Below are 15,040 nucleotides of genomic sequence, written 5' to 3' on the forward strand. Positions count from 1 at the left end.
ACACTTCCCGCCCTAATGGCCAGCATCTTGCCAGTTCTCTCCGTATCCGGTAGAAACCTCGAGCGGCACGTTGAGCTCAATAGCGCGATCCATCTCCCGCTCAACAATCTCACGCACTTCATCGAGCTCACCCGGAGCGACTTCAACAACCAACTCGTCATGCACTTGCAACAGCACACGGGACTCGTAGTCAGCCAACGCTCGGTCAACGTGAATCATCGCTACTTTAATGATGTCTGCGGCAGTACCTTGGATAGGAGCATTCAGGGCCGCCCGCTCAGCATTTTCTCGGGCGACTCGGTTGTCACTGTTGAGCTCAGGCAGGTAGCGTCGGCGCCCAAACACAGTTGCGGTGTATCCATCCTTTCTGGCTTTCTCAACGACCGAGTCCAGATAGTGCTTCACCCCACCGAAACGGTGGAAGTAACTCTCCATGATTTCCTTGGCTTCACCTGGCGAGATCGAGAGCTGCGCGGCGAGGCCATACGCAGAGAGTCCATAGACCAAACCATATGACATTGCCTTGACCCGACGGCGTAGCTCGGGCGTCACGGCGTCGATAGCTACGTCAAATACCTGGGAACCGACGTAGTTGTGCAGGTCTTCGCCATCCTTGTACGCGGAGATGAGCCCCTTGTCCCCGGACAGGTGCGCCATCACTCGCATCTCAATCTGTGAGTAATCAGCGGTCAGAAGATACTCATACCCCTTACCAACGGTGAATGCTGCTCGAATCTTTTGACCTGTCTCTGTACGGACGGGAATATTCTGCAGGTTTGGATCAGTCGAACTCAGTCGGCCCGTTGAAGTCACGGTTTGGTTGAAGGTTGTGTGAATTCGGCCATCACTGTGTACCGCCTTGATAAGCCCCTCGATTGTGGACTTCATCTTCTGATATTCACGATGTGCCAACAGATGATCAAGGAACGGATGCGGATTCTTTTCTGCAAGCGCCTCGATCTCCTTGGCTGCCGTCGAATACCCAGTCTTTGTTTTCTTGGTTTTAGGCAAGTCAAGTTTGTCGAAAAGAACGACAGAAAGCTGCTTCGGACTCGAAAGGTTGAGAGCTGGCTCGTCGACAAGCGTGCGGGCCTCTCCTTCTACCTGGGCAACCTTGTCAGTAAACTCCTTGCGAAGATTTTCAAGAGCTTCGACGTCAACAGCCACACCGACGTCCTCCATCCTGGCAAGAATGGGTACAAGCGGCAGCTCAAGGTCGGCATACAGCGCGTAAGAGTCGATTTCACGAAGTTCTTGAGCAAGATGTTGCGCCAGTTCCAGCACAGCAACGGCGGCATCAACCTGTGAAGTTTGATCCAACAGACTGAGTTGCTCTTGCCCTACGTCCAACTGTCGCTGCAAGTGACGCTGGTATACATCAGCCAGCGCATAGGTGCGCTGCCCCGGGCGAAGCAGGTAGGCAGCAATCGCTGTGTCATGCGCAATCCCGCTGAGTGTGATACCTCTGCCCCGCAGCATGTGATACATAGCTTTACCGTTGTGGAGGTACTTGGGGTCATCTGACTCCAACCAGTCCTTCAGCGCAGCATCCTCTTCAGGGGTAAGCTCCGCTGTTTCGCGTTGGATGCCGTGCCGCTCCTTATCGACGATCCCAATCGCAGTAGCATCGCCGTTTGCCGGCACCGGACTACCGTCCACATACAGTGCTAATCCTTGCTCCCTATGGGAAGCGATCCATTCGTCCAACGGCCCTTCGTCGATCACAACTTCTGGAAGCTCCACAGGCAAATGCTCTTCGGCGTCCCCTTCCGTAGGAAGCGCGGATAGCACACGTTCGCGAAGATTCGTGCCGAACTCCAAAGAATCAAATCGCTTCGCAATAGCACCGATGTCTACGGCCTTTAGCTCCAAGTCATTTGGCGTAACAGGGAGCTCCACGTCGGTGACCATCTGCGTGAGTTCACGATTGAGCTGCACTTGCTCGATACGGTCTCGGAAGTTTTGACCTGCGACTCCCTTGATTTCATCCGCGTGGTTAACGAGTTCTGCAAGCGAACCGTATTGCGTGATCCACTTTGTCGCCGTCTTCTCCCCGACCTTCGGAACCGAGGGGAGGTTATCAGACGGGTCTCCCCGAAGCGCCGCAAAATCCGGATACTGTGCCGGAGTCAGCCCGCACTTCTCCTCGACCTTGTCCGGAGTGAAACGTGTCATCGTCGAAACCCCGCGCATCGGGTACAACAGCGTCGTTGAATCGTCTACCAGTTGTAGGTAGTCGCGGTCCCCTGAAACCAAGACAATTTCGAAATCCTGATCAACGCGAGCCTGGTGCACCAGCGTCGCCACGATATCGTCAGCTTCAAAATTCTCCTTCGACAAGCTGATGATTCCGAGGTCCTCAAGACACTCCTGAATCAGCGGAACCTGCCCCTTAAACTCTGGCGGAGTGGATTCGCGCTGAGCTTTGTACTCCGGAAAACGTTCCGTTCGAAACGTCTTGCGCCCCACATCGAACGCCACACCAATATGCGTCGGTGCTTCTTGCGCCACAACGTTGGCGAACATCGACAAGAAGCCATACACCGCATTCGTTGTTTGGCCACCGGTCGTCGAAAAGTTTTCAGCAGGCAGAGCGTAGAACGCTCGAAATGCCATGGAGTGTCCGTCAATGAGCAATAACCGTTTCTTCACGGCCCCTAGTGTAGACGTACGTCCCGACATGACGACTCAAACAAGAAAACCCGGCTCGTGGCCGGGTGTTGTGCCCCAGGTGAGACTCGAACTCACACTGGACGGGTTTTGAATCCGTTGCCTCTGCCAATTGGGCTACTGGGGCGACGTCGCAAAGTATATAGCAGGCAGGCGCTCCGGCGTGAATCGCAGCTCGAAATCAGCTAAATCGCCAGTTCACTACGGGTATCTAGAATTTGTCAGGTAGGGTGATGAGCGCCGTATAGTGAGTAGAGCGCAGGAGGGCACAGTGACACCAGTTCTGATCGGGATTTTCCTGGCCATTTTTGCCGGTGCAGCGCTCCAACGAATTTCAGGAATGGGGCTCGGACTAATTGCGGCCCCCGCACTCTCTGTCTTACTCGGTCCGGTATCCGGCGTGCTCATGGTCAACGTATTAGCCACCGCCAACGCGATTGCCAACACCTATTCCATGCGCGAGCGCGTTGATTGGAAACGCTTTGCCCCAATTGCTGGAACCCTTGTTTTGGGTGCGGTACCCGGCGCATTCCTCATACGGGCAGTTTCAGCTAGCTTGCTTCTAATCATCGTTGGCGTTCTATTGTTGATCGCGCTCGGCACAGTGACGTTGGGAAAACGCTACATACCGAATATTGAAGGCACCGTACCTTCTGTTATCGCAGGTTCACTTGGTGGTTTCATGAACACGTTGGCAGGCGTAGCTGGCCCATCAATCACCGTGTACGCACACGCAGCCCGCTGGCCCAAGGAGATCTACGCGGCAACACTCCAGCCAATCTTCCTGGTCAGCGGCGCACTCTCTTTCGCTATTAAGGAAATCACTGGTGCAGCAAACCTTTCAGCGGTAACGCCCGAAACGTGGGTGGTTGGCATTTTTGCGATGGTGCTGGGCATCGTCGTTGGCACCCGCATGGCACCACGGGTACCAGTGCAACTGGGATATCGAATAGCACTCGCCCTGGCGATCTTCGGCGGGTTCACCGCACTTGTGCGCGGTCTACTTGGTACCGGAGCATAATCCACTGACCAAGACTACTTTTAAACTGAGCCCCAAACCACAACAGCACCGGTTCCTTTCCAGTATCCGGTTGTAGAGCCATAAACACGCGCTTGGCGCGCGACACGGTATCTAATTAGCCTCAGATAATGGACAATTCATTCCAGAACGAATAGTATGTAAGCCATGGGTAGACCACGAGAGTTCGATGAAGACGAAGTCATCCGCAGGGCCATAAAGCTTTTCGGTGAACGCGGGTATACAGCACAGTCCGTTGACGCAACTCTTACCTACCTTGAGATAAATCGTTCGAGCTTCTATAAAATCTTCGGTTCCAAACATGGCCTGCTGAGAACGGCGCTGGAAGCAGTATGCCGAAGCGCTAAGACAGGTGAAGTGACACTAGAAGCCAAGAGTCTTGTTGCAGTCACTCTCGTGGAAGTCGCGCCCGTAAGCCAAGAGCTACGCCCCTTGATTCTCGAAGCAAATTCCCTTTGCTTTGCTGGAGGCCCAGCAGCACTAGGCAAGCACTTACTCGACCGCGCAAGCGGCACTTCCGAAGGAGAGGCACAATGAGCAACAACAATCTCAAATTCACCGAGGCTACTCTGGTTGTTGAGCCACTCGGCTTAGATAAGATTTGGTCGTTCAAAGGATCCATCGAGGTTCCCTGGGAACATGTACGCGGAGCTACACATGACCCGGGTATGAAGAACGAGCCGAAGGGTTTTCGCTGCCCAGGACTAAGGATGGGAGAAAAGCTTGCGGAAACGTTCCACTCAGATGGTGAAAAGCTGTTTTGGAACGTCAGCGGATTCGAGAATACGGTCGTAATCGAGTTAGCTGATGAGAACTTCGCCCGCCTCGTCCTCACAGTTGATGACCCAGTCACAACTGTTGAACGCATCAACGAGTTGGCATCAGCCTGATAGCTAAGTTTCGTACAAAAGGAGCCTGGTCGAGGGAATCCTCGACCAGGCTCCTTGTGCCCCAGGTGAGACTCGAACTCACACTGGACGGGTTTTGAATCCGTTGCCTCTGCCAATTGGGCTACTGGGGCGTGCCTGCTCAATATAGCGCACGGCGCGAGCAGAACAACAATCGGACGCCGTTAAGGTCAGCGCACAGTAGAGCCGGGTTGGTTTGGTAGCAGATCAAACTCATCGATTGCCTCGAACGAGGCCTGCGCGTCATCTTCCGAAATGACGTCCATTGCGAATCCATTCTGGATGAGCACCCACTGCCCCACCTCAACTTCTGGAAGATATGCGAAGCAGCATGGCCGCTCCTCACCCTTCATATCGATGGCCCCCATCGGCATGGGGCTGGACAGGTCGCCAGTGCTGAGCACTTTCGCTGGAACTCCAAGACACATCGCTACATCATTTCCTTTCAATGTTGATGTTCATGGCGCCTTCCGGTGCCGAGGTGCACGGCAGGCAAGGATCCGCGCTACGGATCGCATACTCCATCTCTGCAGGAGTCGATGCCTCTGTGAGCATCCGAGCAAGCCATCCCTCATTTTGCGCGGTAGGGCTCAAAATCTGGCAATCGATCAGATTGCCGTCTTCCACAGTGTAGCGGTGCACCAACAAGCCTCGAGGACCGTCAACGATTCCCGTTACGGTGCCATCGCGCAGTGAATTATCGACGACGACCGGCTCAGCCAACAGCTCAGGAACCTGCAAAAGCTTTTCGATATCGTCGAGTACCGAGCGCACAAGCGCAAACTGGGCGTCGCGCGCGCTCAGATGGGGGAATCGCGCAACTGGGCCTACCCGGTAGTCGCGCCAGTGGCCGTCGATAAGTACCTGGGGCCGCGGGGTGATAGCACCGGGGTGCTGCTCTCGAACGTGCTCATAGAAATCATGCGCTGGGAACAAATGCAGCTCACCTTCGAAACGCGCGGCGATGCGCTCTCCTAGTGGATCTGCTGCGCCGTCGGCATCACACGCGAAAAGGTCGGCAAGCTTTGGTGGATGCTGTTCCACAGGCTCAACCGGTTGGGAAGGCAAGAGACTACGGATCGTCGAGACGCCTTCAGCTGCGCGCTTGACTGCATCAGCATCCGCATGAGCGCGAACTCCCCCAGGAATCGCAACATCGGGGAAGTGACCCGGACAACCGGCGGCACGCAGCACCAGCTTCGCAAATTTGCGGATCTCTAATCCGTGGTCAGGCAGCAGGCGCGGTGCGAGCGTGTCAAGAACCGAACCTGCATGAAGAAGGCGGCGGAGCTGCACGGCCTGCTCGCTCATCGAATCGCTCGACCCAACAAGTTGGTCAAGTGCTCGCATCCCCGCCAAGTGGTGCGTTACCGGGCACAGCCCACAGAGTCGCGTCACGATAGTCGGAACTTCGCTCGCGCGCTTGCCCACTAACAGCTTGTCTACGCGCGGCACGCCGGCGATGTCGAAGCGTGCCGTGCGTTCATTTCCCTCACCTTCGACAATGACTGTCGCTGCAAGCGGATCGATGACGGCGTCAAGAAATAATTTCTCTGACATTTTCCATGCTCCTTACTCGCGTTGCCTACCCCAATTGAACATAATGGGGGTATGCATGAATTGAGTCTACTTCGCGGGGTAATCGATGCGGTCAATGAGTCAGTGCCCGGCCGAAACGTCCTGGCGGTCGGCATGAAAGTAGGCACGCGCTCCGGAGTTGATGTGTATGCGCTTCGCCAAGCATGGGACCTTGCACGCGTCGATACCACCTGTGCTCACGCCCGGCTCGACTTGGACATTATCCCCGCGGCAGTCTGGTGTCCTCAATGTGAAGATACCGTCGAGATTGACGAATACTTCGCGCTGCGATGCCCTAAATGTGACACCCCCACTGCAGATCTGCGTGGGGGTGACGAGTTCCAAGTTACTTGGGTTGATGTTGAGTAGCTTCGGCTGTCCACTCCTTTAGCAGCTGCCGGGCCCGCTGCACTGCTTCTGGAATTGCAGCACTGATCTCCTCACTCAGCGATGTACGGAATTCGACGTCGCGCGCCGTGATACCCACAACCGCCACGTTGTCGGGTTCTTGACCTGTGAGGCGCGCGGCGCTCAACAGGTCCAGCAGTCCCACCTGGTGAGGCGATAGCTGCTGTTGCAATAGGCGCGGAATTTGATCACCGACGAGCACAGCCACATCACCTGGCTGGCCCTGTTTGAGCCCATCGAGCACCAGCAGGTAGTCGGCGTCCTGCACCATGGGTAGGATCTCCATGCCAGACGTTCCTCCATAGATGAAGTTCACGCCCTGGATCGGGTCCGCCTCAAGCTCGCGGAGGATGGCCAGCCCAACTGCGTCATCCGCCATGATCTCGTTTCCAATGCCAATGACGTTGATAGTGACGCCATCAAGCGTCACCAGCTCAGGCGATGGCACCGGGACATCTGGCGCGGGACGAAGCTTCCTCGTGACCGTCATACTCTACTCAACCTCAGGGCCGTCAACCGGCTTCGTGCCCTTCGGCAACCAAACACCGCCGTTGATCATTGCAGACAGGCCACCGTGGCGCTCCGTCGCATCGGCACGGAACACAAGGTAGACGTGCAGAATGACGAAAGCCCAAATAATGAACATGATCAATGCATGCACCAAACGGAAGTATGGGATGCCGATCCATTCCACAGGTGCAGCCATGAGCCGCCAGAACCAGCTATCCTGCTTGGGCAAACCGAAAAGCGCAAGACCAGAGTAAATCTGCACCATACACATAGCGTAAATGCCCGTGTACGCCGTCTGCTGGAGACCATTGTGGCCAACACGTGGTGGCGGTTCGTTCGTAAGGAGCAGGTAGTACTTCGTCTGCTCCCACATCAACTTCAGATCATCTTGGCTTCGCACTGGCCACAGTGCCCGCCACTTCATCTGTCGTGTTTGAGCGAACACCATAATGGCTAGGCGCCAGATAGACAGTGCGATCCACGCGAAGGCTGCAATGAAGTGGATGAGACGGTTCCAGCCCATGAGCATTCCGGCATCGTGAGCATTCGAAGGACCGAAGAATGGATCCATGATGTAGTAACCAGTGATCGTCATCATGATGATCAAAATCATGTTGATCCAGTGCTGCCAACGCAGTGCAACCGGCCACATCTCGATGCGGGTGTAGCCGCCCTTGGATACAGGACGCGGACGGACATGGTCGCCGATGCCGAATGCAATATAGCCTTTGAGTACAAATTCACCGGTCTTGTCGCCATCTACAGGTGCAACGGCGACGCCCATGCATCGATTGCCGAACTTCGAAACTGTGTCGACGTTCTGCATCATCGTCTTCATCTCATGCTTATCCCATGCAGATGCTTGAACTACCGATGCAAGGTCTCCACGCATGACCGCTACGTCCCGGCGCTCGCCGAGCAACTTTGCGTTACGCACGACCGAAAGCGAGTACTTTCGGCTTGGCGTCGCGGGGCTGAAGCTCTCCACGGTGCCGTAGACGTAGTCGGGATCAACAGCACGCAGCAGCGCCTGATCAACAGGATCTGGCGAGTTTGCCGGCTGCGACGATGCCAGGCGCAACAGTGTTTCCGCACCGATATCGTCTATCGGCCGTGATTCTGTGACGCTCAACACCAGATTTTTATCTGGAGCGATCTTGCGAGTCTCAGGCACGCCACCCGAGCTCGAAGAAGCACGGTTTAGCTGGGTGCTCATTGCGTGATCACCTTCACAAGTTCATTGCCTTCCGTGTCCAGCAGGTGCACAGCACAGGACATGCATGGATCAAACGAGTGGATGGTGCGAAGTACCTCTAGCGGTTCCTCTGGGTTGGCCAGCGGGTGCTTGCCATTCGCCAGAGATTCCTCGTATGGGCCCATCTTGCCCTCAGGATCACGACCACCGGCCAGCCAGGTGGTCGGCACGACGGCCTGGTAGCGCTCCGTCTTACCATCCTTGATCTTGGTCCAGTGACTGAGAGAGCCACGGGCGACTTCCATCATGCAGAAGCCTTCTGATTCCTTCGGCCAGGAAGAAGGTTCCCACTTGCTGGAGTCGAAGACGTCGTAGTCACGCTTGCGCAATCCTTCGATGAACTCGGGCAGCAACACATTGGTCATGGCCTCAGAAGTCGTTACAGCTTCCAGAGCACGAGCCAGCGTACGGCCACCGGTCGAATTCAGCTGTTCGAGCTTAATGCCGAGCTTCTTCAGCGCATCATCAACGAGGCGCTTCGTGCTTGGCTCGTTCTGAGCATATGCAAGCAGGATACGGGCAACTGGGCCAACCTGAACGACGCGGCCGTCGTAACGCGGCGCCTTAGACCAGGTGTACTCCTCGTTATCGCCGAGCCATTTATACGGCAATTTAGGACCGGTGTAGTCGGCGATAGTGTCGCCCTCAAATGGGTGTTTGCCTTCGTTCTTGTCATCCTGTGCGAACCATGCCGAGGAAACGTATTCCTTGAACAGGTCCGGATTGAGCTCATGGACCTTGGAGTAGTCACCGTTGAGCAGTACACCCGGAGTGATGTCCGTATGCGTGTACCCCATGGTTCGCTCCATGTGATCACCACGAACTGTTGCGCCAGCCATACCAACCGCGAGGAAGTTCGGGGCAGCCGCACCAATATCAAAGTAATCCTTGTACACGCCCATAATCGCCATTGCGTCAGGCAGGTACACACCGTTGATGAACTCATGGATCTCTGCGACCCAGTTCTTGATTTGGTCAATCGAAACCTGGTTGACCGTCTCTGACTTATCCTGGTCGATCGTGCAGGCCATACCCCCGACGAGGAAGTTCGGGTGCGGATTCTTACCGCCAAACACCGTATTGATGCGGATAATCGAGCGCTGGAACTGCAACGCATCGAGGTAGTGCGAAACCGCCATCAAGTTTGCTTCTGGTGGCAGACGGTAGTCCTCGTGGTCCCAGTAACCACCGGTGAAGATAGAAAGCTGACCGGAATCAAGAACCGAGTTCAAGGTGTCTTTCACCTGCTGGAACTTGTCGACGGAGTTGAGCTTCCAGTTCGAACCTATCGATTTCGCAAACTCGACTGCCTTCTCTGGGTCAGCCTTTGCTGCGGAGACAACGTTCACCCAGTCAAGGGCGTGCAGGTGGTAGAAGTGCACAACATGGTCGTGGATTTCCTGGCTTGTCAGGACGAGGTCACGAATAAGCTGCGCTTGCTTTGGGATGTGGCTTCCAATTGCGTCTTCGACGGCAACAACACTTGCGAGGGAGTGAACACCAGTGCAAACGCCACAGATACGGCCAACAAACGCCCAGACGTCGCGAGGATCTCGACCTTCTACAATCTTCTCAATGCCGCGAAACATCGTGGTCTCGCTCCAAGCGTTGGTGATGGTGCCGTCTTCGACTTCCATCTCCATGCGGAGGTGACCCTCGATACGCGTCAACGGGTCTACAACAACTCTTTCAGCCATTTTTAGTTGCTTTTCCTTTCAATCGTCGTGAACGCCGCTTACGCGGATGGGTTGGGTCGGTGGTGTCCATCAGTATCGGTGGTGGTCGCGAACGCCTGATCACCCTCTGCCATAAGTGCCGAGATATCCTCGGGACCGTCTTCTTCGCCAAAGGCCGCAAGAGGCTGAACTTCGCCACTCTTGCGACGGATGCCAACCTCCTTGACTACGCTGAGTGCGCCATGGACTGCGGTACCAGCGGCGGCGACACCAATGAGGCCGAGGCCAATCTTGCCAGCGGAAGCTTCTTGACCGAATGCACGAACATTCGGCAGTTCCTCGTAGAACGGAGTAAACCGGTCAAAGAAGTCCTTTTCCGTACAACCGATGCACGGGTGACCAGCGCCGATCGGCCAGCCGGACTTGAGGTTCCATTGGATGATCGGGCATGGCGAGAAGGTCGATGGGCCCTTGCAACCAACTTCATAGAGGCACCAGCCATTACGAGCGCCTTCGTCATCAAACGTGCGCACGAACTGGCCCGCATCGAAGTGTGGACGCTTCGGACAGGAATCGTGAATGCGCTGATCGTACGCAAAGAGTGGACGACCCTCTGCATCCACCTTTGGTGGCTCACCGTGGGTCAGCAGGTAGGTGATTGTTGCGGTGATAACTTCACCGATAGGCGGGCAACCAGCCACGTTGATGACTGGCTTATCCTTGATAATTTCGTCAACACCCACTGCCCCGGTCGGGTTTGGACGAGCAGCCTGTACTGAGCCATACACTGCACATGCACCTACGGAAAGGATTACGGTTGCGTTCTCTGCGGCTTCGCGGAGAACTTGCTCGGCGCTCTTGCCGCCGATCTGGCAGTATGCGCCACCTGCACCAGTTGGAACAGAGCCGTTGACCACCAGAATGTGCGGTTCCTTGTTCATCTCTTCCAGTGCCTGCTCGGCTGCGTGCCCTGATGCAGCCATCACGAGCTCGTTGTAGTTCATCGACAGCTGGTTCAAGACGAGGTCCTCAACTGTGGAGGAACCGGAACGAAGCACCGACTCCATACAGCCGGTGCACTCCTGTAGCTGAAGCCAAGCAACCATTGGCTTCTTTACATCACCGAGCGCCTCGGCAATTACCTCAGTCTCTTCAGCGTTGGCGCGTGAGGCAAGCGGCGCACCCACTGCAAACACTGCAGCCATAGAGCTGCACATTTTAAGGAAGTCTCGACGCTTCACCCCCTTCTTCGACAGGTTTTCCCAAAGCGTTCCACTCTGCCAAGTGTCTTGTAGAAGCATCGATTTTCCCTCTCATGCGAGAGCCATGTGCCGGCACATACTCCGGCCCATACCCCTCAAATGAACGTGTACAGATTCCATCAGCGGTCAAGCTGCATGCTTAACGCATCTATAGGGCCAGGGTATCAAGACATGAAAGTAATTCCGGTGTCGTGAAGTCGGCAGGGCTAGAAATCTACCCCCGATTGGGACATAAGCCACTCATTCCACTCGTCTAATCCTTCCCCCGTTGTAGCTGAGGTAAGGATTACCTTCACTCCAGGATTCACCTTCTCAAGATTTTCCTTGAACAGATCGAGATCGAAATTCAGGTAAGGCAGCAGGTCAACCTTGTTTACGACGACCACTTCGACACTCCGGAACATGACCGGGTACTTCAGCGGCTTATCCTCTCCCTCGGTAACTGAGGCAACCATTACCTTATGATGCTCTCCAACTTCAAATTCAGCCGGACACACTAGGTTGCCAACATTTTCAATCAGCACCATATCGACATCATCGAGGTTGAGCCCCTTTAAAGCATGCGCAACCATCGGAGCATCGAGGTGGCACTCGCCCCCAAACCCGTTCCCGGTATTGAGCAGACTTACCTGTGCGCCGAGGTTTTCCAAGCGCTCTGCGTCTAACGCAGTTTCGATGTCACCTTCTACAATCCCGAAACGGATTTTGTCCGCGAGCGCTTCCAAGGTTTTACGCAGCAGCGTCGTCTTTCCTGCTCCCGGGGAGCTCATCACGTTGATGCAAACCACGCCGTGCTCTTCAAACGCGGAACGGTTTGCGGCCGCTTTTACATCGTTTTCCGTGAAAATATCCTCAAGCACCGCGATGCGTTCACGTCCAGTGTCATACCCAGTGTGGTCTCCGTGCTCAGAGTGCTCCGCATCTACTCCCACGTGGAGGTGATCGTGTTCGTGGTGGTGCGTGTGATCATGCGAATGATCGTGGCTGTGAACAGTCCCGTCGTCGTGGCGGTGGAAACGTCCCATGCTTCTTTTCTCCTTCTTAACGGTCAGATGTCACATCAATGTCTACGACAGCGAATTCCTCGCCCGTAATCACACTCGTGGGAGCGTTGCATTCCTGGCATCGGACGTCGAGATACTCATTGGGGTCGAGTATTCTTCGATGCCCGTTGCTGCACTCGATCTCGGCTGGAACCCAGTCGATCCGCAGCTCCGACTTTTCCATGGGGCTCCCCTTTGTGACGAACCCCCAGGCATACTCGAGTGATTCCGGCACGACTTGTCGCAGCGCACCGATTCGGAGGTGCACCGACAGCACCGTTCGTCCGCGCGCTGCGCGCTGAACTGCTGACGCTAACTGATGACTTAATGCAACTTCATGCACAGCACCTAGCCTAGGCGATTATTCAAGAAGTTTGTAGAGTATGCAGCATGGGAGCACAGAGCAGAGTCCGCGTCTTTCTCGAAGGCATTGTCCAGGGGGTGGGAATGCGTCCGCACGTCGCGCGAATCGCACAACGCTTCGGCCTTACTGGACTTGTCGGCAACAACGAGCGCGGAGTCTTTATCGAGTTTCAGGGCGACGCAACAGCACTCCACAATGCGCAGAAGACGCTTATCGACGAGCTCCCGCCTCTCGCCCACATTTTGGATAGCCAAACGTCTCCACTCCCACTCGTATACGGCGAAACGGGGTTTCGGATTGTCGAGTCAGAACATGTCGAGGGAGAAAAGACACTCATCTCCCCTGACATGACAACGTGTGAAGCCTGCCTAGCCGATATTGATGACCAAGACAACCGGCGCTACCACTACCCATTCACCACTTGCACACACTGCGGGCCACGTCTCTCCATCATTATTTCGCTCCCCTACGACCGCGCGACTACCACCATGCGTGAATTCCCTATGTGCACACAATGCGAGGAAGAATACACGAACCCAGACGACCGGCGGTTTCACGCGCAACCAATAAGCTGCCCACATTGCGGCCCTACTTTGTGGTGTACGGATGCCAACGGTGCCGTCCTCGCCGAAACGCGAACGGATGCGCTTGCATTGGACCCCGGCAAATTCGACGAGCTCGTGCTCAAGGTTCAAAACGCCTGGGAATCTGGTGCGGTCGTCGCGGTCAAAGGGATTGGTGGCTTTCACCTGATGTGCGCGGCGGAAAACGAAGAGGCCGTCGAAAAGCTGAGGGAGCGCAAGCGCCGACCCGACAAGCCTCTCGCGGTGATGGTGCCAAATCTCGACGCCGCCAAATCCATTGCAACACTCAGTAAAGAAGCGGAGGATCTTTTGGCATCGCCGTCACATCCGATCGTGTCTGTTCCGCTTCACGAAGGAGCACTCTGCGAAGGTATTGCGCCTGGTTTGAGGGAAGTAGGCCTCATGCTTCCATATTCGCCACTGCACCATCTGTTGGTTGACCGACCTGTGGTAGCTACCTCGGGCAATCTCAGCGACGAGCCTTTATGCGTCACTAATGAAGAGGCACTTCGGAAACTTACGCACCTCGCGGACATGTTTGTGCTCCACGATCGTGAGATTTATGTGCCCGTGGAAGACTCGGTCTACGTCGATACGACGCTTGTTCGGAGGTCTCGCGGACTGGCGCCGATTCCAATGCTGCTCGACACTGAGCGAAAGCCCACTGTCCTAGCGGTAGGGGGCGAACTCAAGAACACGGCGACTCTAGCCGTTGGGCGGTACGCACACGTCTCCTCGCATGTAGGCGATATGGGGTCATGGGATGCTCAGCGGCACTTCGAGAAAATGGTAAAACAGCTCTGCTCAATACAAGGCGCACAACCCGACGTTGTTGTGTGCGACATGCACCCTGGTTACCAAACTTCGATGTGGGCGCAGCGTTACGCTGACCAGCGTGACGTCGAGCTCATTGAGGTCCAGCATCACCACGCACATGCACTGTCACTGTTGGCTGAGCATCAGCGACTATCGACGCCCGCCGTCGTCGCAGCTCTCGACGGCACCGGCTACGGAACGGACGGCACCATTTGGGGTGGCGAAATACTTCATGTAACCGACGATGGCAACGCCGAGAGGCTCTGGCACCTACCACCATTTTCCCTCGTCGGTGGCGACAAAGCGGTGCGAAATCCGTGGCGGATTGCGCGCGGTCTCGCATATAGCTGGCAGCTCGAAGGCCTCAGCGTGCCTCCTGAAGTTGATCTAGACGAGTTGCGATTAGTCGACTCTCAGCTCAGCAGCGGGTTCGGCACCACTGCAACAACTTCGATGGGACGGCTCTTCGACGCGTTCGCATCGATACTTCAGGTCCAACAATCGGTGAGCTACGAAGCGCAAGCAGCGATGGAGCTTGAGGCTCTCGCAGGCAAGTCTCGCCTTTCGTCGGCAGAAGCGCTTGACGCAATCGAAGATATTCGATCGTTCCCGCATCTTGCACAATGGGTGATCAGCGCGACTCAAGATGGGACACGCCTCTTCGAAGACATTGCCCGGATTGCACACGCAGGCATAGCGACACTCGTTGCTCGCTCGCTTATTGACGCCGCCCAAGAAGAAGCTACCGAGGTCATTGGCATCACGGGGGGCTGCGCCGTCAACCGCATTTTGATGACCGACATCTTGCAAGTATTCCGGCACCAACGCCCATCATCGACGGTGTTAACGCATAAAAAAGTGCCCGCCACTGATGGCGGGCTCAGCCTCGGCCAGGCGGCCGCAGGAAGGCTCTGGTCGCGGTAGCGA

General features: G+C 55.7%; 14 protein-coding genes and 2 tRNA genes. 5 read left to right on the top strand and 11 right to left on the bottom strand.

The annotated features are described in order from the left end of the window. Window positions 1-12: 12 nt before the first annotated feature. Together polA and KBX13_RS09895 are read right to left on the bottom strand one after the other, a co-directional pair. Window positions 13-2,682 (bottom strand): DNA polymerase I, encoded by a 2,670-nt coding sequence (gene polA, locus KBX13_RS09890; RefSeq protein ID WP_256022014.1) that lies wholly within the window; start codon window positions 2,680-2,682, stop codon window positions 13-15. Between the two features lie 41 nt (window positions 2,683-2,723). Further along, a tRNA-Leu gene (locus KBX13_RS09895) sits at window positions 2,724-2,797 on the bottom strand. A 144-nt stretch (window positions 2,798-2,941) separates the two neighbouring features. Between KBX13_RS09895 and KBX13_RS09900 the strand changes: the two genes are divergently transcribed. From KBX13_RS09900 to KBX13_RS09910, 3 genes are all read left to right on the top strand, one after another. Further along, a complete protein-coding gene (locus tag KBX13_RS09900) occupies window positions 2,942-3,691 on the top strand; it encodes a TSUP family transporter (RefSeq protein WP_256022016.1) in 750 nt (249 codons plus the stop codon). A 165-nt stretch (window positions 3,692-3,856) separates the two neighbouring features. Further along, window positions 3,857-4,246, top strand: coding sequence for a TetR/AcrR family transcriptional regulator (locus KBX13_RS09905; RefSeq protein WP_256022019.1), 390 nt, complete (start codon window positions 3,857-3,859; stop codon window positions 4,244-4,246). After that, a complete protein-coding gene (locus KBX13_RS09910) occupies window positions 4,243-4,599 on the top strand; it encodes a hypothetical protein (RefSeq protein ID WP_256022021.1) in 357 nt (118 codons plus the stop codon). The genes KBX13_RS09905 and KBX13_RS09910 overlap by 4 nt, the downstream gene beginning before the upstream one ends. A 57-nt stretch (window positions 4,600-4,656) precedes the next feature. Here the strand turns inward: KBX13_RS09910 and KBX13_RS09915 are convergent. The 3 genes from KBX13_RS09915 to KBX13_RS09925 all read right to left on the bottom strand — a co-directional run bounded on the left by KBX13_RS09915 (window position 4,657) and on the right by KBX13_RS09925 (window position 6,177). Further along, a tRNA-Leu gene (locus KBX13_RS09915) sits at window positions 4,657-4,730 on the bottom strand. A 57-nt stretch (window positions 4,731-4,787) separates the two neighbouring features. Next, complete coding sequence (locus KBX13_RS09920; RefSeq protein WP_070362538.1) at window positions 4,788-5,045, bottom strand: HypC/HybG/HupF family hydrogenase formation chaperone; 258 nt, start codon at window positions 5,043-5,045, stop codon at window positions 4,788-4,790. A 7-nt stretch (window positions 5,046-5,052) separates the two neighbouring features. Next, on the bottom strand, window positions 5,053-6,177 hold the full coding sequence (locus KBX13_RS09925) for a reducing hydrogenase subunit alpha (protein ID WP_256022022.1): 1,125 nt from the start codon (window positions 6,175-6,177) through the stop codon (window positions 5,053-5,055). 51 nt (window positions 6,178-6,228) lie between these two features. On the opposite strand from KBX13_RS09925, the gene KBX13_RS09930 reads away from it, so the two are divergent. Beyond that, window positions 6,229-6,564, top strand: coding sequence for a hydrogenase maturation nickel metallochaperone HypA (locus KBX13_RS09930; RefSeq protein ID WP_256001086.1), 336 nt, complete (start codon window positions 6,229-6,231; stop codon window positions 6,562-6,564). Here KBX13_RS09930 and KBX13_RS09935 read toward each other — a convergent pair. From KBX13_RS09935 to KBX13_RS09960, 6 genes are all read right to left on the bottom strand, one after another. Further along, window positions 6,542-7,093, bottom strand: a complete 552-nt coding sequence (locus tag KBX13_RS09935; RefSeq protein ID WP_083290945.1) for a hydrogenase maturation protease — start codon at window positions 7,091-7,093, stop codon at window positions 6,542-6,544. The two genes, KBX13_RS09930 and KBX13_RS09935, sit on opposite strands and share 23 nt — an antisense overlap. Window positions 7,094-7,096: 3 nt before the next feature. Then, a complete protein-coding gene (cybH, locus tag KBX13_RS09940; protein WP_256022024.1) occupies window positions 7,097-8,329 on the bottom strand; it encodes a Ni/Fe-hydrogenase, b-type cytochrome subunit in 1,233 nt (410 codons plus the stop codon). Beyond that, window positions 8,326-10,065: a nickel-dependent hydrogenase large subunit gene (locus KBX13_RS09945; RefSeq protein ID WP_256022027.1), complete on the bottom strand. Its 1,740-nt coding sequence runs from the start codon at window positions 10,063-10,065 to the stop codon at window positions 8,326-8,328. The genes cybH and KBX13_RS09945 overlap by 4 nt, the downstream gene beginning before the upstream one ends. 38 nt (window positions 10,066-10,103) lie before the next feature. Further along, a complete protein-coding gene (locus KBX13_RS09950; RefSeq protein WP_083329509.1) occupies window positions 10,104-11,345 on the bottom strand; it encodes a hydrogenase small subunit in 1,242 nt (413 codons plus the stop codon). 167 nt (window positions 11,346-11,512) lie between these two features. Then, entirely contained in the window at window positions 11,513-12,331 is an 819-nt protein-coding gene (hypB, locus tag KBX13_RS09955; protein WP_070362542.1) for a hydrogenase nickel incorporation protein HypB, read from the bottom strand. A 16-nt stretch (window positions 12,332-12,347) separates the two neighbouring features. Next, window positions 12,348-12,692 (bottom strand): hydrogenase maturation nickel metallochaperone HypA, encoded by a 345-nt coding sequence (locus KBX13_RS09960; protein WP_070362543.1) that lies wholly within the window; start codon window positions 12,690-12,692, stop codon window positions 12,348-12,350. A gap of 47 nt (window positions 12,693-12,739) precedes the next feature. On the opposite strand from KBX13_RS09960, the gene hypF reads away from it, so the two are divergent. Beyond that, the gene (gene hypF, locus KBX13_RS09965; protein WP_256022028.1) at window positions 12,740-15,037 is read left to right on the top strand and encodes a carbamoyltransferase HypF; all 2,298 of its coding nucleotides are present in this window, start codon (window positions 12,740-12,742) and stop codon (window positions 15,035-15,037) included. The last annotated feature ends 3 nt before the right edge of the window (window positions 15,038-15,040 follow it).

The organism is Corynebacterium sp. CCUG 51687, assembly GCF_024453995.1.
In the GTDB taxonomy this organism is placed as follows: domain Bacteria; phylum Actinomycetota; class Actinomycetes; order Mycobacteriales; family Mycobacteriaceae; genus Corynebacterium; species Corynebacterium pseudogenitalium.

What these genes read in the sequence shown, in the direction of transcription:
- KBX13_RS09950 (WP_083329509.1), bottom strand. Translation starts at nt 11,345, where the DNA reads ATGCTTCTACAAGACACTTGGCAGAGTGGAACGCTTTGGGAAAACCTG.
- KBX13_RS09910 (WP_256022021.1), top strand. Translation starts at nt 4,243, where the DNA reads ATGAGCAACAACAATCTCAAATTCACCGAGGCTACTCTGGTTGTTGAG.
- KBX13_RS09930 (WP_256001086.1), top strand. Translation starts at nt 6,229, where the DNA reads ATGCATGAATTGAGTCTACTTCGCGGGGTAATCGATGCGGTCAATGAG.
- KBX13_RS09925 (WP_256022022.1), bottom strand. Translation starts at nt 6,177, where the DNA reads ATGTCAGAGAAATTATTTCTTGACGCCGTCATCGATCCGCTTGCAGCG.
- polA (WP_256022014.1), bottom strand. Translation starts at nt 2,682, where the DNA reads ATGTCGGGACGTACGTCTACACTAGGGGCCGTGAAGAAACGGTTATTG.
- cybH (WP_256022024.1), bottom strand. Translation starts at nt 8,329, where the DNA reads ATGAGCACCCAGCTAAACCGTGCTTCTTCGAGCTCGGGTGGCGTGCCT.
- KBX13_RS09945 (WP_256022027.1), bottom strand. Translation starts at nt 10,065, where the DNA reads ATGGCTGAAAGAGTTGTTGTAGACCCGTTGACGCGTATCGAGGGTCAC.
- hypF (WP_256022028.1), top strand. Translation starts at nt 12,740, where the DNA reads ATGGGAGCACAGAGCAGAGTCCGCGTCTTTCTCGAAGGCATTGTCCAG.
- KBX13_RS09920 (WP_070362538.1), bottom strand. Translation starts at nt 5,045, where the DNA reads ATGTGTCTTGGAGTTCCAGCGAAAGTGCTCAGCACTGGCGACCTGTCC.
- KBX13_RS09905 (WP_256022019.1), top strand. Translation starts at nt 3,857, where the DNA reads ATGGGTAGACCACGAGAGTTCGATGAAGACGAAGTCATCCGCAGGGCC.
- KBX13_RS09935 (WP_083290945.1), bottom strand. Translation starts at nt 7,093, where the DNA reads ATGACGGTCACGAGGAAGCTTCGTCCCGCGCCAGATGTCCCGGTGCCA.
- hypB (WP_070362542.1), bottom strand. Translation starts at nt 12,331, where the DNA reads ATGGGACGTTTCCACCGCCACGACGACGGGACTGTTCACAGCCACGAT.